Source organism: Legionella longbeachae (assembly GCF_004283175.1).
In the GTDB taxonomy this organism is placed as follows: domain Bacteria; phylum Pseudomonadota; class Gammaproteobacteria; order Legionellales; family Legionellaceae; genus Legionella; species Legionella longbeachae.
In genome coordinates this window covers 145,404-166,150 of the sequence record NZ_RXNW01000001.1, presented here as the reverse complement: position 1 = coordinate 166,150, position 20,747 = coordinate 145,404, and the positions used below count along the sequence as shown (strand labels likewise).

The following is a 20,747-nucleotide window of genomic DNA, read 5'->3' as shown; positions in this document are numbered from 1 at the left end:
TCTGGAATTATTGCTTATTGGTAGGCCAAATAAGAAACATAGTGGATTGAAATAAATTAAAATGAACTTATAATCACTGTCCTTTGCACTATCATAGAAAACACCATGTCGAGCCAAGGTAAAATTATCAATGCAGTAAATCTATGCCTCAAGCAAAAACCAAATATTGATTTTGAGCTGAACCAAAAAGGAATTTGTGCAGGACTCGCTGCGTTATATATTAAATATGCCTTAGAAAATAAAACTTCACAGTTTTTCTCTTTGCTTGACCAGTTGGCTACCTTACCCAGTAATTATCGTTTGGGTACTAACCATGCTATTGATAGTTTCATTATCCAAATAGATAAAACGTTTCGTCCATCTGAATATTATGGTTACGAAATCCATCAAGGTGATCTCGAAAAAATCTTAGATGTTCGAAATAAGCCCCTGAGTAACGAATTTAACTTAGGACTCATTACTGACGAATCCTGTTGGATTGAGCTATTTAAAAAAATCAGTCGTAAGGATCGATCTTATTACATTACCAGCAAAAATCATGCAATTGCATTAACCTTGCGCAATGGAAAATATGTTGTCTATGACCCGAACTACAGCAAAAAAATAAAAGAATTTGATTCAATCAATGAAGTAATTAAAGAAATTAAAGATTGTTTTGAATATACTGAGAATACCTTCGGTTTAGCAATGCGCGTCTTTGCTCACCCTAATGATACTAAAGAGTCTTATCCTACCCATGATGAACTTCACCAAATCGCATTTGCTCATCAAACAAATACAAGCTCCAGTACATTTGCTGCCTTAGCGGGAGATGTTAATACCTTAAATTATTTGTTTAAAGAAAACCATATTGACTTAAGCTCATTGGCAAAAGAATACCTCCGCCCAGAATTTAATGACCTATTATTGCAACAACCTAAATCCCCTGGTATCAAAAATGCCCTGCTACAAGGGGTTAGGGCAACTTTTTATACAGGAACTCACAAAGAAACGGAAAAATTGATTCATTACTATCTCAAAACCTATACAACCTTTGAGGAGCAAAATGAATTAAAAGAGACAATACAAAAACAATTTAGTGAGCCCCTGCCAGACCTAATGAAAAAGAAAGCAGACTACAGCAATCTAATGAAGATTCTTAATCAATTTAGTCTCCCCGATCATCCAGGATATCAAACGAATTACAATCACTTACAGCTTTTAACCTTTATTCATCAAGAGAGTAATTCCCAACTAATTCATCTATTTTTAAGCAAACTTTCTCCTGAACAGCTCATCAAACAAATTCAACATGCTGCAATTGCAAATCAACATCATATTTTAAGTTTATTATTCGCTCATTTAAAAAATACTCAAATTGATCCTGAAACATTTCCTTCTATTTTTAATAAAGAAGTGATTAATAAAATTGATGCAACAACCTTATCAAAACTTCTTGGCATGGGTTTTATAGTCAATACTCAAGAACCTGACTTACTTTTCTTATGCATACAACGTAAAGATAAATCCATTTTTGAGGCTTATGCACGAGCATGGTCAGAGCAAACAAACCATCCAGAAAATTGGAGACACATTGATAAGCATGAATACTCGTTAATTGATCTAAGAACATCGATAGGCTCGGCCTCTTTACTCGATACCCTTATTTTTCTACGTAAAAATGAACATATAAAAAATGCTTGGCGTGCTGAAGTTCCAGAAGAAATCATAAAAAGCGGCTTAACTCTAGCCATTTTAAATGATAACCAGGAAATGTGCATATTTCTCCAGGAAAAACTTAAAGATCCGCTTGATATAGACACTTTAGAATTTCTTTATAAAAAAGGATTGGAAGAAAACAATTTAACTATTTTATCTACTCTCACTCAACTCAATTTCAACGTATTACGCGTGACCCAGGATATTCGTGCTTTATTGATGCTTTGTTATGATTATGACGATTATTCAATTATTGAAAATTGTTTTGAACAAGCAAGCCCCAAGATTAAAAAACTCATTTTAGAATACAGTTTAATGTGGAGCCTCACACCAGTCATCAATATATGCATACAGAAAGAACCGCAACTTTTTAATGGATACCTCAATGAATCAATGCAAAACCCACCTAAACTCGCCAAACTGAACCAAACAATCGTATTGCTTCCTCCTGATACGCTTTCATTAAAAGGTGACGAACAAAAACAAAAAAATCAAATCAAAGAATGGTGTAAAAAAAAGCTATTTCACTTGGCTGAAACAATATGTATCAAAATAACATGGAATAAAGAGGAACTGAATGAATTCTTAAATGAGCTCATTCATGATAAAAATGAAAATGGAATTGTCTTACTCTTAAAAACCTACCCTCAGTTAAAAGAAAACCCCGAACTTAATGTTTTGCTTGCACAAAATAATTTATTAAAACCTTTGGACTATTTACTTGCTCATGGCGGCATTATTAAATCTGATTTAATTGAACAAATTTTCACATCCGCCCTACTGCAAAATCAAAAAAACCTGGTTGCACGATTTTTGACCCAAGGATTAATAACTCCAACAACTAAGTTAAAGCAACCCCTGGCAAAACTACTCCAAGACGCCATAGAAAAAGGCATGGATTCTTTAGAGCCATTTATTCAATCTAAACTTGATTTTGCACTTGATTATAAAAAGTTATTTCTTTTTAGTTGCGCTCAAAAAAAGGAAAAAATTGCAAACCAAATACTTGCTCGAGAACTCATCTTGACTGATCACGAAAGACAATGTGCAATCCATCAACTATTTGGAGAACAACCCCCTTCTGATTGGTTTGAAAAAGTTTATGTTAATGGTTATGGCAGACTGTACCAACTCTTATTAAAAGCGGATATTCAACACCCAAGGATTCCTTTGCTAAATTCCATTAAAAATCCAGAGCATGATCCCGCATTCCAGCAAACAGAGCTGTATTTAAACCCTTTAAAGCGAGCGATTAAAGAAAAAAACGAGCCTATTTTTAATAGCTTATTTACCCAAAGTGAATTACCTGATACTCCAGATCATGAAGTATTACTTTTTTTGAAAGATCCTCTTCTTTTTCCTCGTGTCATACACCTCATTGCCAAGAAGTACGGCCTGGATAAATTATTAACTGAGGCTTTAAAGTATAATGAATGGGCAGTAGTAGCTCATCTCATTGAAAAGCAACAATTAAATGATTTGAATAGCGATTTACAGCAGCTTATCCTAAAACATAAGCAAGAAATTGTAAGCGCCTATCTGGAGCATCTCGAATCTCATTATGAAAAAATGGATGTACGTCCTCAACTGTTTAAGCTCTACACTAACATCAACGCTCTTGCACAATTGGCCATTCCTTACCAGGAAGCCATTCAAAAAACTCTGGAACGCATAGAACTAAATATGCTCCATCAGCAACTGGATTTAAACAATCAAATCTACCGTTATACATTTAGTCATCTACCCTTTAAAAGAGCACTTGAAGAGATAGGTAATGTTTTTGCGGAATGCCAAAAAATCATCAGAGAGAAACAGATCGATTTAGAGCAATCGATAGAAAATCCAGAAATCGTAAATGCCTTAGCACTACTCAAAACCATCATGTCAGGCCATGATATAACACCTGACTATTTAAGTGATGAAAACGCCGATCTCTTGGAAAAGTTAATTGAAAATTCCAGATTTAAAGAAATCTGCCAATTGGAATTAAGACTCTACTTCTTACTCAAAAACATCCAAAAACCACTCTCAGAACAAAGCCAAACAAACCAAAATGACTTCAATACAGCAATTAAAACTCTTCATAACTGTTTGGGGCAAAAAAAACTACCTATTAGTTTTGTGATCCCTGAAATTCAAACTCATTTAAAAAACTATCGACACAAAATTCAACCACCAAAGCCAATCGAAGAAATTGATAGACACCCAACTTTGCAACAGGACACAAACTCCTGTTTAAATATTCAAAAAGAAAAATGCATCCAATCATTAAACCACTATCTAAACCATCGCGATCAAACTTTAAGTTACTTTTCTTATTTCTTTGATTATTATCGTGGTAAAACCCGGGCTCAACATTACAAAAATTTAATTAAATCGGCACAAAGCGAACGAGACTTATACCTTATTGAGTACGCCATTTTCGCCAATAACAATGGAACACAATTAAAAAGGGATATGCTCGCAAAGCTTAACTATAAAGAACTAAATGAGGCAAAAAATTCACTTAAATCGCTCATTTGCAAATCATATTCAAAACATGAATTAAAACAATTGGATAAGGTGATTGACTCCATCAATCAAAAAGTTAATACAAATGATCGAACGGCAACCGCTTACTTGTTTCATGATGAGTTAGCCTATTTACAGAAAATAGATAACCCTCAGCAAACTTTTGGCAAACATTCATTTTTCCAAGCTAAAAAGCAAGAACAATTTGGCTTTTGGCAGTGGATTGCAAGCTGGTTTGGTTATATTAGTTTTTCTGAGAAAGAACATATGGACGTAAAAGCAAAATTTTAAGAATAAATAAGCCCTATTTTAGGATTGCTCACAATAGACTAATATGTTTAATAATAGAATTTTTGAGGGTATAAATATGAAAAAAACTACTAAGACTAATGCTACTGAAAGCACAGAAATTAAGAAAGAAAAGGGGCGTTATAATAATTATATTCAAGAGATGAAAAGCTACGAAAGCAACCTTACATTTTTTAATCGACTTCTAGATAAAACGCTTAAAAATCCGAATGATAAAAATATTAACGAATTAAATGGCTGTTTAGAAGAGTTACAATCTGCAAGGAGGCTAACTTATTAGTGAAGACACCTGAATAGTTCTTAGCTATAAATTCTTCATGAATTATTATCAAGGGTCATTCCATTATATCATTAGGATTTAAGATTTTTTTAAGGTAAATTTTCTATCATGTGAAGTTGATTTCACCAATTTAAATAATAACCCTGATGGGTTTAATAATGGAATTTATTGGAGGAAAAAATGCAAAAAGTTACTATTAACACTCAAAATACTGAAATCAAGAACAAAAAAGGTCGATATGATACCTATATTCAAGAGATGAAAACCTACGAAAGCAACCTCACCTTTTTTAATCAACTTTTAGATAAAGCACTTAAAAATCCCAATGATAACAATATGAGTGAACTCGAAAAATATACAGAACAACTCCCCTTCTCCGATAAGCCCAATGGCCCTCAATCAACCTAAATATTCCGAGGCATAATCGATAAATCCCCGGAGTAAAACAATTTCAACTGTCTCTTATTAATTAATGTGAGTTCGATATAAAAAATAAAAGTCATTTTTATATAAACTCACTTTATTGAGAACTGGAGCCCATATAGATGTCACACATCTTATGGGATAACATTTGTTTAGCGATATAAAGGCGGTATAGAACAGTCTTGCCCTCAAACTCACGTTAATTAAAACCAAACAACTTAATTCAGGAATATTCTATGTTGGAATTAGACTTGCCTTAAATTCATGCATATATAATCTGCTGCTAATTATCGTGTGTTTAAATTGACCATATGAGCACTAATAATCCATATGGGAGATTACAATGAGAACGAAGCTACTACAAACCGCGCTACGAGCAACGGAGCAACTTGCAAAAAGAGAAGCGATTAAATCAGCGCCTATACAACAGTTGACACATAATCTCACGAATACACCTTTTACACATCCGACCAATCACCTGATAATTCCAAATGTTATGCCTGTGGAAATTCCAAATTTTATACATGCAACACCCGATGCAGATTCATTGGCAAAATTTGCAAGGAAATTAATGGAAAGAGAAAAAGGTGAAAAAACATTTAAAAGAGACTTTGAAAAATACAAAGAAGAGATGCAAAAAGAAAGGAAGCCGTACCAAACTAATAACTCAGTCGAACTTAGTAATGATCAAAAAGCCAATCAACCCAAAGTAGATCCTGCCAATGATCCAAAACAAGAAAATAATGAGCCCTCTTCTGCTAAAAAATTTACTTCAGCAAAAGCAATACAAGATGAGGTCTTTAAGGAAGCTAAAGAACACATCGAGGACTATCGGCTGCTTTTGATACTTTTCAATGTATCTGAGGGTACCCTGAAAAAAACCTCAATACCGTTATTTGAAGGTATCTATGCTGCATTTGCTGATAAAGATGGAATACCTGAAGATAAAGCAAAAGCGGTCGTAGAATTAGCCAAGTGGGTTGTACTTGCAATAATAGCTTTCGTTCTTTATGAATACGTCAACAAGAAACTAAACGAAGTTAAGAATCTTGATGCCCAAGCCGTTGCAAATTATGCCCAAGCAGAGGCCCTCTACCATAAGTCAATTTTACTTGCACAGGAATGTGTTAGACAACTGACCTCAATTAATGAGTTATCAAAAAATAAAGACTTAAATGAAAGTTTATTAAAGCTGTTAGGGGAGTGCGCTAATTCTGAGGAAAATGAGACAGTTATCGGTGCGGGTATTAATAATTTGAGGGCTGTTGTTGATAGTTTGGTAAATAATAAACCCTTAGAACGATCCCAATTGGACGGTAAAATTGAACGCAAACTTCAATCCTTAGAAGAGCATAATCCATTGGCCTCTATGCTTTTAGAAAAGAAAGGAGCAAAAGGATATAAAGGCACTGAAAATGCCTTGCAATATCAAATCGACAAATTTGATAACATCATAAAACATAAAAAAGAAGGTTTAGAATTAAAACAAAGGGAAATACGGTTAAAAACAGATAGGATTGGAGAGTTAGAAAAGGATACACAAAAGATCGAGAAGATAATAGGAAATAACTTACTTGTCGAAATCGGACTTTTTAGCCCTGTGCACCCAAATGCCATTAGAAAATGCAATGAATGTAAAGATGAATTACATAGCATTAAAGCCGATAAAGAAGATGACAATGTAGAAAATAACAATCTCAGACTTTCAGCCGATTAAAACTCCTTTTCATCATGTGTAGTGGTGTGATTGCCGAAAGAAACTGCCGGTAATCACACTAATTTATTTCTATGCCCCATAGAGAGCATTTCAAATTTTTCATAATTAAACTTGTATGATACTTAAGCAACTTGTATACATTAATTGTCTATTTTTTAGTTATTAACCATCGCTTCGCTTAAAGGGATTATTTCACTTAATGCAGCGACAATAGCCGAGTGAGAGTTTCCTCTTAGGGAGACATAGGGACGGCTACCAGTTATAGAAAAATTGTCATTTTGCCAGTTCTTCTTTCTGTGTTTCTTAATAACTAACTCCATCAATTTTAGCTGTCTCGGCAAAAAAAATTCTGCTCAACTATCCATTTGAATACGCTTTAATGGAAAAGTGCGCTGGTCCAGAACCAAGTCTAAAAAATGTACCGTATTAGTAGTTGTATGGTCTTAGTAAATCCCCGGGTTACGCAACGAGAATCATCAAAATCAGTTTTGAATTTAGTTTTTGATTGGGTAATAAATGAGGATTTTTGCTTTGATTATTTAATCCACCAATACCCGCTTTGGGGAAAAATTCCACATTTGCGATGTATCCTGCACCTTTTGTTTCAAGATATACATTTACCTAAGATAACCTGGTTTTAATTTGCTGCATAATACAGATAAATCTATCAATTGAAGCGATGTATATGAATCACACAAATTCATTTTTACTGCAACAACTCAGAATATTTCATTTTAATTTAACTATTTGACTGAAACAAGAGCAAATAAAAATGACTCCCCTGGTACATATCCCATCTATGTTGCTTATTGAGAGTCATTTTTAAAGTGTACTGAAGCGCCAACATTCCCCTCCAATGGCCAAATGGATGCTTGAAAGGGAGCAACATGTTACATTTTAATCAACTGACATCCTGAGAATGTCGTCATTGTCCAGTTCATTATCTTTTTCCTTATTTATTAATTCTTCTTTACTGGATAAGCAATTATTTTTGCTCAAGGGAAATTGAGGTGCAAAAATTCCAAGCCTGACTAACGGATTTTTCATTATTTTCACTTCATCTTTTTCCGTTTTTTCAGATATTTCCTTAATTAGATCTTTTTTCAAATTTATTTGTTCTTTTTTTATGCGTATACCTTCTTTTTTATGCGCTACTTCCCTATCTAACTCCTTGATTTTCTCTTCTAAGGCATTTTTTGTGCCTTGAAATCCTTTTGCTCCTTTGGCTTCCAAAAGTTTGGACGCTAATGGATTTTGTTCTTCTCGGGATTTGAGTTCTCGTTGAATTTTATGGTCCAGCTTGGATGTTTCGAAGGATTTATCATTTAAAACGCTATCAATACGAGCTTGAAAAAAAACTCTAAATCGAGCTATGTAACCAAGAGGATCATTTTGTGAGTTAGCACAATTATCCAATAGCATTAATAGTTCTCGATTTAAATCGATATCCTGCTCTAATTCATTTATTGAGTTCATTTGGCGAACACATTCCTCAGCAATTAAAACAGCTTTGTCATAGAGGTTTTCTACATCTGAATACCTTGTAATAACATTTTTATCCATTTTTTCGATTTCTTCATATTTTTTATTGTAATACTGCTGAAGGGAATATATTAGAATTGCCAGTACAATCCACTTGGCTAACCGTAGGACTGCTTCTGATTTATGTTCAGGAATTCCATCTTTGTCAGCAAATAGAGTATACAAACCATCAAACAAAGGCGCTGAAACCTTTTTTAAAGTATTTTCGACAAGATTAAAAGAAAATAACAGCCCCCGATTATCTTGTACGTGCTCTTTGGCTTCCCGGAATACTTTTTCTTGTAACTCCTTTGATGACATAATATTTTTAACAGACGAATCCTTCGTTTTTTGAGTAGTCTTATCTTTAATGTTCTCTGTAGCTTCATTTGCTCCTTTGGGTATATCGCCCGTAAGATTTACTTTAACTTCCAGCGTTTTGGGATTTGGATCATTTGATACGTGACCGTCAATATTATCGTAATATTCTTGTAAGTTTTTATTTATTTTATAATTTTGAGGGGCGTTTGTAAGAAGCTCCATCACTTCCAGTGTTACTGAATCCACAAGGAGTGATTTTTCTTCCCCTGATAATTCCTTATCACTACTAATATGTTCTTTGATAATATTCTGTATGTTAGAAGAATAAATTGATGTAGAAAATGCATGGCCAGGCGTAGAGAACATGACATTTGAATTGATTAATAGTGGGGCAGATGTGTAATAAGGGTTTGCCATGGGTGCTCTACTACTCATTGACGTCACTCTTCTAGCAGCTGTTAATGCCTGATTTAGTATTCTGGCTCTCATGATATATCTCTCCCATGCAATGTACAAATATTGTTTACATGGATTATTCTAAATTCTACGTAATTAACGAGTGGTTAGCTTAGTATGAAATTTAGAAATAGGATATTCCATTGTGGAATATTGTGTAGCCGATATATTTCAATAAAAGGGCTTTGTTACATAAGATAGATCTCGTTTTTCTTAATTCTGAGGATGGTCATTTAATCCTCAGAATAGAGCATTAGTGAGGCTACTTCTTTGGAGACTTATGTGAGAGTGGTAGATTCTCGGTGCACTCTTGAAGTTCTATTAAATTTTTACTATTGGGATTTTTAAGCGCTTTATCCAACTTTTGATTAAAAAAGTCGAGACGGTTTTCGAAAGTTTTCATTTCTTTAATAAAGCACTCATATCGACCATTTTCTTTTTTGGTTCCTGTACTTAAGGGAGTATCAATTTCATTACATTTTTTCATATTTTTCCTCCAATAAACTTCTTTATCAGAATAACAGTAAATCACTATGTTGAAAAATTAAAATTAAAAAATTCCTAAGAGCTCATGAAATTGATATAAATTTTTTTTGATTTTATAGGGGAGTTGACCATTCATCTCCATCAGCTACATATCATTTTCTACATGCTGATGAATATAAGGAAGCGATTCTCTCAGTAATTGACCTACATACTGTATTAGTCGAGAATCAGTCCGATTTTGGTGACAATACCAACATAAATTTATTTTTTCAGAATAACCTTTAATATCCAACTTTATTAATTCTTCATCAAAATATTGTTTGGGCAACACACTCCACCCTAATCCTCTTTTTACTAATTTTTTTATTGCCAGCAATGAAAATAATTCATGTTTCACCAGAAGCGACAACTGTTCTTTGGAGAAAAGCTTTTCTAAATTATCTCGAATTGAAAACCCAGTTTCTGTTAGGATGCATGTATATTGCGCAAGCTTTTTTAAATCAAGTTCTTTTTGATTTGCTAATTCATGTTGGGGAGACACAACAACATAAACATCCTCTTCATCAAGTTGGTTACATACAATAGAACTATTAGTCTTCAAATCTTGAGTTGTTAATGCCATGTCAATTAAGCCATTTTGTAATGCGGGGAAAAGATCTTGCTTTGCCATTTGTTTGATATGAAAATTAGGAAAATTATTCACATTTTCATTTAAATACTCTATAAATAAAGGCAAAAATCGATAACATGGCAAAGTTGACGTACCAATAATAATAGGAACCTCTGTAAGCTCAGGACTTTTTAAATTAGCAGCAGCATCACATAATGTATGCAAAAGTAATCGAGCGTATGGAATAAGTAACTGTCCTTCCATGGTTGGAAAAATCATATTTCCCCTTGTTTCAAATAATTTGGTTTTAAATTCATTTTCCAAATTATTAATACGCTTACTAACAGCAGATTGAGTCACAAATAAACGCTTTGCAGCGAGTGAGTAAGAGCGATATTCGTAAACCATTAAAAATGATTTTAATTCGTTAGTATTCATGATATTAGCTTCAACGTTTGATTAAGATTCAATTCCCAAGGATGCTTTTTTATTTTAGCATTAATACTGCAAATCATATAAGAGCACGTTATGATAAAATCAAATATTATCTTGTCTTGGCGAATGCAATGCAGAATGCCTTAATGAAGTTCTTTCAAATTTATTCTCAAAATGAAGCTCCTTTTATGCATCAGCAACTTACTGAATGGAGTGTTACACGCCCTTTAGCAGGGTTACGCATACTACATCATGTACCGGTAGTCGTTAATACTTTATTAAAAATTGCCTGTTTAATTGAAGCAGGGGCTGATGTCACCGTGACAAATCCCAGTGATTTTTGCCATGCTCATCCACGCGCTGTATCTGCTTTAAAAGAAGCCAACGTTCGTTATGTTGAGACACCTCTTTCCCTTGTTGGGGATAAATTTGATCTTTATTATGATTGTGGCGCCCAACTCTATCAGTTTTTAGGAGCTCCAAAAATAGGAGCAATAGAATTAACAGGTTCAGGGGATGATTTTTATCGACATCAGGATCTAGATTTCCCGGTAATTAGCATTGATCGTACTTTAACCAAACAACTGGAGACAGTTTTCGGCTGCGCAGAAAGTAGTCATATGGCTCTTACAAAACTAACTGGAATCCCCCCTAACGAAACATCATGGATTATTTTCGGTTTTGGCAAAATTGGTCGCGGAGTTGCTTATTTTTGTAATCAAAATAAAATTCCAGTTACTGTTGTCGACATTTGTGAAACACAAAGAGGTTTCGCCAAAAAACTCGGGATACAAGTCATTAATCCTAAAAATTTTAATGACCTGGAACGTGCTTTAATTAGAGCGAATGTTATTATTACCGCAACAGGTAAAAAAGCTATTTTGAATGATTATCCCCATTCGTGGTTTAGCGGAAAAATCCTGGCTAATTTAGGCGTTTATGACGAATTTGGGCCTCATTTTAGTGAAGATGAAGTACTAAATCATAAAATGCCAGTCAATTTTGTTCTTGAAGATCCCACGCCAATGAAATATATAGATCCAGAATTTTATATTCATAATTTTGCTTCATTAATGTTACTTAAAGAAAAACTCACAAATGGTGTCCATGGAATACCTGGCGGAATCGATCAAAATATCATTAAGCGTTGGTGCAGTTATCATTCATTTCCATTGAATCAAATTAAGTTATGGTTTTATGATCCTTATCAATGATAAAAAAATTTAGAGATTTGTTTATCATTCATTACCCTAACCAAAGACCCTAATCTCCATTACATTGAAAAAATGGAGCACCACTAAAAGTATTCAGGGTATATTGACAATTCAAATTCCGACATCCCATAAACAAATCTCGGGACGTCGATGTTGAACAGAATGAATTATTAACATACCCTGATTATTTAAAATAAATTTACACACTGTCCATCATACTATATATTTTTGTCATTTCTGGTAAAATAAAGTCAATGAACTCATCACCTGAAACAGCCATACACAGTACCCCAAGAACCATCATCTGGTTGGTTAGCGTATTTTTTTTACTATTTCAATTTTTTTTACAATTATCATCAGGAATCGTTATTGGCGCAATAATGCATGAGCAAAAACTCGCCGCATTAACTGCCGGCCTGCTGAGTAGTGCTTTTTATTATGTATATACTACGATGCAAATTCCCGTTGGTCTTCTTTTTGACCGCTATAATACGCGCATTCTGTTATCACTAAACGCCCTAATCTGTGCTTTAGGTTGTTTTCTGTTTTCTACAGGGCATAATTTATTTATCCTATTTTTAGGTCGCTTAATCATTGGTGGAGGTTCAGCTTTCGCATTTGTTGGTGTTACTCGCATTTTGCGGCAACATTACCCATTAAGACAATATGCGTTTATGATAGGGCTATCTGAAACCCTGGGGTTTACCGTTACTGTATTCGGAATGGTTGGAATGGGGGCACTTATAAACCAGATTAGCTGGCAAAACTTTATTGCTGGCGCAGGAGTTATAGGATTGTTAATTTCCACCCTATGTTGGAAATATATCCCTGCTAATAAACCGATCATAAGTAATCATACTCAATACAAAGGGCATCTTTTATCAATGCTTAAAAATAAACTTGTCTGGATAAATGGATTATTTGTGGGTTTAGAGTTTTCTGTTATTACTGTCTTTGCGGCGATGTGGGCTGTTCCTTTTCTCCAGTTAAAACTAGAGTGCTCTCTGGAAACAGCAAGTATCCTGACGTCCATGGTTTTGTTTGGTGCAGGTTTAAGTTGCCCGATTTTTGGTTGGCTCTCTATGTATTTACCCCAACGCAAACCATTAATCCATATTTCATGTTTATCAACCGCTATTTTATTTCTTTTTATGCTGTATTTACCCATACATAGCATATTCATTATGGGTTTTTTACTCTTTGTTATCGGGCTTTGCTGCGGAGCTTATATGCTTGCATTTACGATTGCAAATGAATTGGCACCGCCGGAATCTCTCTCAGCATGCACAGGATTTACCAATACTTTGGCAATGTTGAGCGCTCCCTTATTACAACCATTAATCGGTTATTTCCTGGATCATTTCAAGGGAGACACTAATCTTCATGCGCTCAATGATTATCAACTCGCTCTTTTAGTTATTCCAGCAGCATTAATTTTAGCAAGTCTATTGTCTCAATGCCTTCCAGACAAACCATCTTAATGGAAGTGAGATATGGATAAGGATTTTCTTAAATTGAGAGGTCTGCCTTGGCTTCTTTAGCACTGAAGAGATAAGTCAGCATTATACATCTAATGCCTTAATACGAGCACACCAATGCTTCATATCAGCATAAATGTTTCCTCAAGATGGATTGGTTTAATCTCGAACTCAGGATAATGCATTTAAAACCATCACATGACTAAATAACTAAGCATTTAGCTTAACTTCTAAAGTATCTAGTTCCAATACTGTATTCTTACTGAATAGCTGTTGCATAACAATACAAAAAGCGCCTTTACTTTCTTTAGAAAAACCAGCAACAGAATTTAATTGATTTTTATCTTTCAATGTGTTCATCAATTTTAAATTAAGCTTGGGATAGCGAATTTTAACCATACATAGATCGTTATCTAACGGTTTTATTGAAATGAATTGTGACATTTTTACTTTATTGCCCAGGGGATCGAGCCAACCAGCTACAGCTGCACTAGTTGCATCTTTTTCTTGGAGGTTTGCAGAATAAAAACCATTATCATCATTTAAATTGCAAAACGCTGTGCTTATTTTATGTGAATCTTTTTGATCATCACTTAATACTAATTTACCAAACCAGGCTTTATTCCCTGTGACAAATTGCTCTTTATCGTCGATACGTAAATGTCCATTAAGTTGGCTTGTTTGCACTGCTTGCAATTGTATTCCAGGACGTAAAGCTAAAGTTTCATTATCCTGATTGGCCTGCTTTAGCATATCTACCTTGAAATTAAAGCCTTTCTTATCTGTTTCTTTGACCCCAAAAATCCAACTATCATTGATAGGATTATAACGTATAAAAGAGTCGCCTACATGCCAATCCAGGGATGTTACTTGCTCTATTTTTTCTTTTCCTTCATAAAAAAATACAAGCTCATTTGTTTGCCCATCAATTAAAGCAGCTTTAGCATAAAAATCGATACCCTGACGTTGCATTTCAAAAAAATAACCGAATTTATCCCCGCTTTCATTCTTTACCATTCCGGAAAACGTCCAACTTCCTATCATAGGAACAATGGACTGTTGTTGTGGTTGCGGCATTTTTTCAGTTTCAGTCGCAAACAACCCAGTACTTGTGTGGAATACGATTAAAAATAGAAAACAGCGAATCCAAGCAAACATAATCAGCAATAACCTTTTAACTGTTGATGTAACCACAATGCCTTCCAAAATGCATCATCCAATACAGCATCTACCGGTAAATAATGCATTCTGTCTGAACTAAATGATCGACATTTTACTGCATCTTTTTCCGTCATAATAATAAGCGATTCAATATAATTCAAATCTTCCGGCCTAAACTGATAATGATCAGGATAAGAACAGGTATTGAATTCTATCCCTAATTTCTGCAAAGTGGAATAAAAACGTTGTGGATTACCAATTGCAGCAACTGCCTCCCAAACTCCCTGCAGCGTTTCGGGAGTAATCTCTTCATCAGTATTTAATTTTTTAATTTTCCCAGGTCTTAGGCTCATGGAATATGCGTTTTCCATGCTTCCTTCATTTACTACAATAAAATCAACTTGCTTTAAGCGAGATGCCGGCTCTCTTAATGGCCCAGCAGGCAAGCAAAAACCGTTCCCTAAACCGCGTGTTCCATCAATAACAGCAATTTCAATAGCTCTTCCCATACAATAATGCTGTAAACCATCATCACTAATAATGATTTCGCTTTGATACTTTTTCAAGAGATAATTTACTGCCTGGGTTCGCTTTGGTGCAATCACTACAGGACATTTAGCTCTTTGCGCCAATAATAAAGGCTCATCACCGACTTTTAAAGCCGAATCATTAACTTGAACTTCGTAAGGGAATTGTTTTATTGTCGCTCCATAACCACGACTCACAATACCCACCCGTAATCCTTTTTCTTGCATTTTTTTAGCTAATTCGATTACTAAAGGAGTTTTACCTACCCCCCCAACAGTAATATTACCAACAATAATAAGGGGAACAGGGCAGCTAACTTGACAAAAACGCTGCAAAAAATAGCGTCTGACTGAAACCACAATTTGATAGCCCCAAGACAAGGGTCGTAACAGCCATTGTAAGGGATGCTCTCCGTACCATAACTTATCTAAAAAAGAAAACATCAAGCTATAACTTCCTCTTGAATAATACCTGAATGTTGCATTCCCTGCAGCTGAGCGTAATGCCCTTGCCTATCAAGTAATTCCTCATGCGTGCCTTGCTCTACAATACGTCCATGCTGCATCACAATGATTTTATCTGCATGCTTTATTGTCGATAAACGATGAGCAATAACAATGGTGGTTCGATTTTTCATGACCCCTTCCAAAGCAATTTGTATGTATCGTTCAGACTCACTGTCCAAGGCCGAGGTTGCTTCATCAAGAATTAAAATGGGCGCATCTTTCAAAATAGCACGAGCAATCGCGATTCGTTGTCGCTGACCACCAGAAAGCAATACACCATTTTCGCCAACGCGGGTCTCATATCCTTCAGGCAATCGATTAATGAACTCATCGGCAAAAGCAAGTTTAGCCGCATGCATAATTTGCTCACGACTTATATCTGAACGGCCATAAGCGATATTATTAGCTAATGTATCATTAAACAAAGTCACATTTTGACTCACCAAAGCCATTTGCTCTCGTAAGCTCGACAAACCAATTTGATTGATAGGAATGTTATCTAAAGCGATGATCCCTTCAGTAATTTCATAAAAACGAGGAATTAAACTGGCTATAGTTGTCTTGCCACTCCCAGAATGACCTACTAAAGCAACTGTTTTTCCTGCCTCAACAGTAAAGCTCACATCATGCAATACGTTCTCACCTTGCCTGTAAGCATAAGAAACGTGTTGAAACACCAACTCGCCACGCGCTCGCCGTGGCAAAATAACGCCTTGTTCTTGCTCAATAGAGACATCAAGCATATTGAAAACACTTTCAGCACCTGCCAGACCCTTTTGGATCACTGCATTGAGTGTTGTTAATGTTTTCATAGGTTTTATTAATTGTATCATCGCGGCAATAATTGCCAAAAAAGAACCTGCTGAAACAATGACCACCGTTGATAATTGAATGGCTGCTGCAATAATTGCAGCAATCCCAATAGCGATAACAATTTGCACCCCTGAAACATTAAGTGCCTTGCTTGCAGCCACCTTCATATCATTTTGGCGTGAATGTTCTATTGCTCTACTAAATTTTTCTGATTCATAAGCAATACCATCAAAAATACGCACCACTTTGTAGCCTTCAATAGCCTCGCTGGCAATTTCGGTAACTTCACCCATTGTTTTTTGTACTTTATGACTAATCCGTCTTACTCGTTTGTTTGTGAAATTCACAATGAAACCCACAAAAGGTATAGTTAAGAGGAACATGAGCGATAATTGCCAGCAAATAACAAACATTACTGTAAGAAATCCCACAATTAAACAAATATTTTGGACAATATCTGTTAGAGCATCCGCACTTACTTGAGCAACTTGTTCCACATCATAAAGAATTTTGGAAAGCATTTGTCCTGAAGTTGCTTGATCATAAAAATCAGCAGGTAAACGCAGAATATGATTAAACACTTTTTCTCTTAATACCTTAACCACGGATCGAGCAACCCAGGTCATACAATAACTGCCTAAAGAGCTAACCAGCCCTCTTAGAGTGATTCCAATTAAAACGATATAAGGAATTTTCTTAATAAAATCCATATCGACATTAATAAAACTCTTATCAAAAAAGGGGCGCATCATGTAAGTAAACCCTGCATCAATTAGGGAGTACAACATATTGGCGAACACACCTAATGCCAGTATTGGCCAAAACGGTTTTACATAAGTGAGCAAACGTTTGTATAAGATACTGGTTTTAACTGTGGGTTTCTTTTTCATGAATTAAATGGTCAATCGGCCAAATGAACTATTGTAACTGTTATTACATCTAAGTGCTAATTCTAATGAGGAAAGAATATATCAATAAATTAGATCATGGTTGGGCAATCATACCAGACTCGATTGAAAATCAATCGAATCTGGTATCTGGTAGCCTTCAAAATTAGCCGCATTGTGAAGCAACTCCGCCTCCACCACAAGATTGGGGTGCTGTACAAGTGCCACAATCCAATAATCCGCCACAACCATCAGTTTGAATACCGCATTGCGCTCCTAATTGAGCACAGGTTTCAGGAATACATGCGCTTGGGCCACATACTCCAGCACTACAAATCTGCCCAACAGGACAAACACCACAATTTAAGATGCCACCACAACCGTCTCCTATTGAACCACAATGCACACCTTGGTTAACGCAAGTCCGAGGCACGCAAACAGCAACACAGATGTGGGTAGTCATATCACAATGTTCACTGTTGGGACAGTCAGAGTCAGCGGCACATGATCCAGGCGCCAAACAAGTATTACCAGAACATATATTACTTTGGCAAAATGCATTTGAGGTACAAGAAGCTCCTGTGTTAGGAATTGCGCATGTACCTTGAGGAGAACAGTACCCGCTTTGGCATTGGGCATTAGAACTACAGGGTTGATCAGTACTTAATGGAGTGCATACTCCAGAAGAACAAAAATTACTTTGACAAGTTGCATTGGTTGAACAAGAGGCACCATTACCCCTACCCCTACATTTACCTGAAATACATTGACTACTTTGACACGCGCTATCTGAGCTGCAAATTGCTCCATTTGGAGCCAGGCATTTCCCTGAACTACAGATACTGCCTATAATACAACCTGCATCTGTCGAACAGGCTCCACCATTTGGGGTAATACAAAACCCTTGGGAAGTACAAATATTGCCAGGAGCACATTCATTATTTTGTGTACAAAAATTACAAGTATGGGTAGCAGGTATACATGCATTCGTTTGACACTCCAAGCCATTAGTACATGAGCTTCCATTACTTTTTAAATAGAACACGGTAATTTTTAAACTATCTTTTTGACTCGGTTGATAACACTGATTGGAATTAGGTGTCTTGCCATCAGGATAAGCCTGACAAAGAATTGGTCCTTTTGAAATTCCATCAATAGGTAATTTATTCCCTGTAAGTTTAAGTGTTAACGTACATGTTGAATTTGCAGAGTTCTTGGGGCCTAGAAAGCATGGTGCCGCTTGACTAATCCCACGTTGAGGTTTGAGAACCAATTGATGCTTCTTTGTTGATTGGTTAGTAACCGTATAAATTATTGTCTCAGTTCCGGTATTTAACACTTCTTTTTGGGTCGGGGTTAAAGGCGTAAAAGTCCATAAAGGTTTTTCTGCATAAGCTACTGCTATAGCTAGGGTAGCCCATAGTGCGATAAACACTTTGATAATAAAATACTGCTTTTTCATGCTGCTATCCTTAGGTAAATTTGAATGCAATATCCGTCTAAAGATACACCTTTCATTCCAAGGTCATCTTAATGCGTGTGTAAGCACAACTAAAGCCAATTTTTTGCACATTCACATCCGAAATGCTTCCTGGCTCAGTAGTTACTGTGGCCCAAGATAAACGATGTTGCCTGGCATAGTTTAAACGAGCAAGTAATAGTCTTTTTTGTAACCCTTTACCTCGATATTCAGGTAAAGTACTCGTAACGCCTAAATCACAAAAATTATCATGTATGGCAATTGTGGCTCCGGCTACAATTTCCGTATTATCATAAGCTGCAAAAATACTGACTCCAGTAGATTGAGCATAATGAATAAATTGATCTTTAGCTTCAGGAGCCGCAAAACCTATTGCGACCCGGGTAGCCCATTCATGGATTTCATCGGGCCTTATCTCCCTTATCATCAATGGGCCTTTATTAAAATCAGTAGATTGGTATGTGTTTAACTCCAGGACGGAAACATTATTCAATTCATTAATACAATAGCCACGTTGACTTAAAAAAATAGCAAGCTCATTCCCTGCAAAAGGGCATAACTCAATATCTACCCGTGGATGATTTAAGTTTCTATAAAATTGCTCAATACATTCAATTTCTGTTTTAAATTGTTTTAATGGCGTGTTAAAGCCCCATCCAACTACCTGTGACAAATAAGAATCAAAGCCTGAAAAACAAGCAGCACCTCCATTAATTTCCAAAATTTTTCCTTTTGAATACTGCTTAGTAACCTCAATGTGAGTTTGCTTGATGCAAGATTCCATTTGTGCAGCAAGATTTTTAGTAATGCATTTCATGAATCCCCTCCCTGCAGCCCAAGTAAAAACAGGGGATTGAAATTTAAAATAAATTCAGATTCTGCCATGAGTTACAGTTCATCCTTTTGAAGGTAATCCGCGTACTAATTCATAGACTAATCCTGGTCCCTGATAAATCAAACCGCTATATATTTGTATTAATGAAGCTCCGGCATTCAATTTTGCTCGAGCGCTATCACAACTATTAATACCCCCTACTCCAATCAAAGTCACGTCATTGCCTACATATTGTTTTAATAAACGCAAACACTGAGTTGATAATTCCCAAAGAGGTTTACCACTTAATCCTCCTGCCTCCTCCGAGAACGGTAAATGCTCCACCCCCTTACGTGAACATGTTGTATTTGTCGCAATAATTCCTTCTATGCCTAAATTCAAAATCACTTCTGTCATTTGTTTCAGTGTTTCTGCATGTTCGTCTGGTGATATTTTTACAACCAGAGGAACATGCCGTTGAAACTTATCAGCTAATTCAGTTTGCTCCGCCTGAATTTTTGACAATAAATGGGCAAAATACTCTTTTTGTTGTAATTGGCGTAAATCGGGGGTGTTGGGTGAAGAAATGTTAATCGTTACATAGGATGCATGTTCATAAACTTTCTTGAAGCAATAAATGTAATCATCTGCAGCATGGTCTAGTGATGTGTCTTTATTTTTGCCAATATTAATACCTAGTATCCCTTTATAAGATGCCCTTTTTACATGCGTCACTAAAGCATCAACACCCTGATTGTTAAACCCCATACGATTAATAATTGCCTGAGCTTCTGGTAAACGAAATAAACGGGGCTTGGGATTACCCATTTGTGGTTTTGGCGTTACCGTTCCTAATTCAATAAATGAAAAACCAAGCTTAGCTAATGCATCTAAATGCTCGCCATTCTTATCCAGCCCTGCAGCTAAACCAACAATATGAGGAAACTGGAGTCCTAAAGCGCGCACAGGCTGATGTTCTGCTTGCTTAAAGCAAAATTTAGGTATGAAGTGTAAAGCAGACAAACTCAAGGTATGTGCTTTTTCTGCCTCCATACTAAAAAGTAAGGGACGTAAAATCGAATACATAGAGAATCCTGTA

15 protein-coding genes are annotated in these 20,747 nt (G+C 35.7%); 6 read left to right on the top strand and 9 right to left on the bottom strand.

Annotation, left to right across the window (positions count from 1 at the left end; all coding sequences use genetic code 11):
* The first annotated feature begins 105 nt into the window (after nt 1–105).
* The 4 genes from EKG34_RS00640 (at nt 106) to EKG34_RS00625 (ending at nt 6,938) form a co-directional block, all read left to right on the top strand.
* Nucleotides 106–4,500: a hypothetical protein gene (locus tag EKG34_RS00640; protein WP_012978984.1), complete on the top strand. Its 4,395-nt coding sequence runs from the start codon at nt 106–108 to the stop codon at nt 4,498–4,500.
* 76 nt (nt 4,501–4,576) lie between these two features.
* Nucleotides 4,577–4,798, top strand: coding sequence for a hypothetical protein (locus tag EKG34_RS00635; RefSeq protein ID WP_003632224.1), 222 nt, complete (start codon nt 4,577–4,579; stop codon nt 4,796–4,798).
* 180 nt (nt 4,799–4,978) lie between these two features.
* The gene (locus EKG34_RS00630; protein ID WP_012978983.1) at nt 4,979–5,206 is read left to right on the top strand and encodes a hypothetical protein; all 228 of its coding nucleotides are present in this window, start codon (nt 4,979–4,981) and stop codon (nt 5,204–5,206) included.
* A 586-nt stretch (nt 5,207–5,792) separates the two neighbouring features.
* Complete coding sequence (locus EKG34_RS00625; RefSeq protein ID WP_223800002.1) at nt 5,793–6,938, top strand: hypothetical protein; 1,146 nt, start codon at nt 5,793–5,795, stop codon at nt 6,936–6,938.
* 897 nt (nt 6,939–7,835) lie between these two features.
* On the opposite strand, the gene EKG34_RS00620 is transcribed toward EKG34_RS00625, so the two are convergent.
* The 3 genes from EKG34_RS00620 to EKG34_RS00610 all read right to left on the bottom strand — a co-directional run bounded on the left by EKG34_RS00620 (nt 7,836) and on the right by EKG34_RS00610 (nt 10,770).
* Nucleotides 7,836–9,269, bottom strand: a complete 1,434-nt coding sequence (locus EKG34_RS00620; protein WP_012978981.1) for a hypothetical protein — start codon at nt 9,267–9,269, stop codon at nt 7,836–7,838.
* A gap of 229 nt (nt 9,270–9,498) precedes the next feature.
* Nucleotides 9,499–9,723, bottom strand: a complete 225-nt coding sequence (locus tag EKG34_RS00615; protein WP_003632231.1) for a hypothetical protein — start codon at nt 9,721–9,723, stop codon at nt 9,499–9,501.
* Nucleotides 9,724–9,867: 144 nt separating this feature from the next.
* Nucleotides 9,868–10,770, bottom strand: a complete 903-nt coding sequence (locus EKG34_RS00610; RefSeq protein ID WP_003632232.1) for a LysR family transcriptional regulator — start codon at nt 10,768–10,770, stop codon at nt 9,868–9,870.
* Nucleotides 10,771–10,898: 128 nt separating this feature from the next.
* Here EKG34_RS00610 and EKG34_RS00605 point away from each other — a divergent pair, with 128 nt between their 5' ends.
* Nucleotides 10,899–11,981 (top strand): Rossmann-fold NAD(P)-binding domain-containing protein, encoded by a 1,083-nt coding sequence (locus tag EKG34_RS00605; protein ID WP_012978980.1) that lies wholly within the window; start codon nt 10,899–10,901, stop codon nt 11,979–11,981.
* A 254-nt stretch (nt 11,982–12,235) separates the two neighbouring features.
* Complete coding sequence (locus EKG34_RS00600) at nt 12,236–13,462, top strand: MFS transporter (RefSeq protein WP_085956274.1); 1,227 nt, start codon at nt 12,236–12,238, stop codon at nt 13,460–13,462.
* Between the two features lie 207 nt (nt 13,463–13,669).
* On the opposite strand, the gene EKG34_RS00595 is transcribed toward EKG34_RS00600, so the two are convergent.
* From EKG34_RS00595 to EKG34_RS00570, 6 genes are all read right to left on the bottom strand, one after another.
* The gene (locus EKG34_RS00595) at nt 13,670–14,617 is read right to left on the bottom strand and encodes a hypothetical protein (protein WP_041818984.1); all 948 of its coding nucleotides are present in this window, start codon (nt 14,615–14,617) and stop codon (nt 13,670–13,672) included.
* A 2-nt stretch (nt 14,618–14,619) separates the two neighbouring features.
* Entirely contained in the window at nt 14,620–15,591 is a 972-nt protein-coding gene (lpxK, locus tag EKG34_RS00590) for a tetraacyldisaccharide 4'-kinase (RefSeq protein WP_012978977.1), read from the bottom strand.
* Nucleotides 15,591–17,357: a lipid A export permease/ATP-binding protein MsbA gene (gene msbA / locus EKG34_RS00585; RefSeq protein ID WP_003632237.1), complete on the bottom strand. Its 1,767-nt coding sequence runs from the start codon at nt 17,355–17,357 to the stop codon at nt 15,591–15,593. Before msbA ends, lpxK begins: the two co-directional genes overlap by 1 nt.
* A 163-nt stretch (nt 17,358–17,520) precedes the next feature.
* A complete protein-coding gene (locus tag EKG34_RS00580; protein WP_003632238.1) occupies nt 17,521–18,816 on the bottom strand; it encodes a hypothetical protein in 1,296 nt (431 codons plus the stop codon).
* A gap of 52 nt (nt 18,817–18,868) precedes the next feature.
* Nucleotides 18,869–19,651: a GNAT family N-acetyltransferase gene (locus EKG34_RS00575; protein WP_003632240.1), complete on the bottom strand. Its 783-nt coding sequence runs from the start codon at nt 19,649–19,651 to the stop codon at nt 18,869–18,871.
* 78 nt (nt 19,652–19,729) lie between these two features.
* Nucleotides 19,730–20,734, bottom strand: a complete 1,005-nt coding sequence (locus EKG34_RS00570) for a quinone-dependent dihydroorotate dehydrogenase (RefSeq protein ID WP_003632241.1) — start codon at nt 20,732–20,734, stop codon at nt 19,730–19,732.
* Nucleotides 20,735–20,747: the final 13 nt, after the last annotated feature.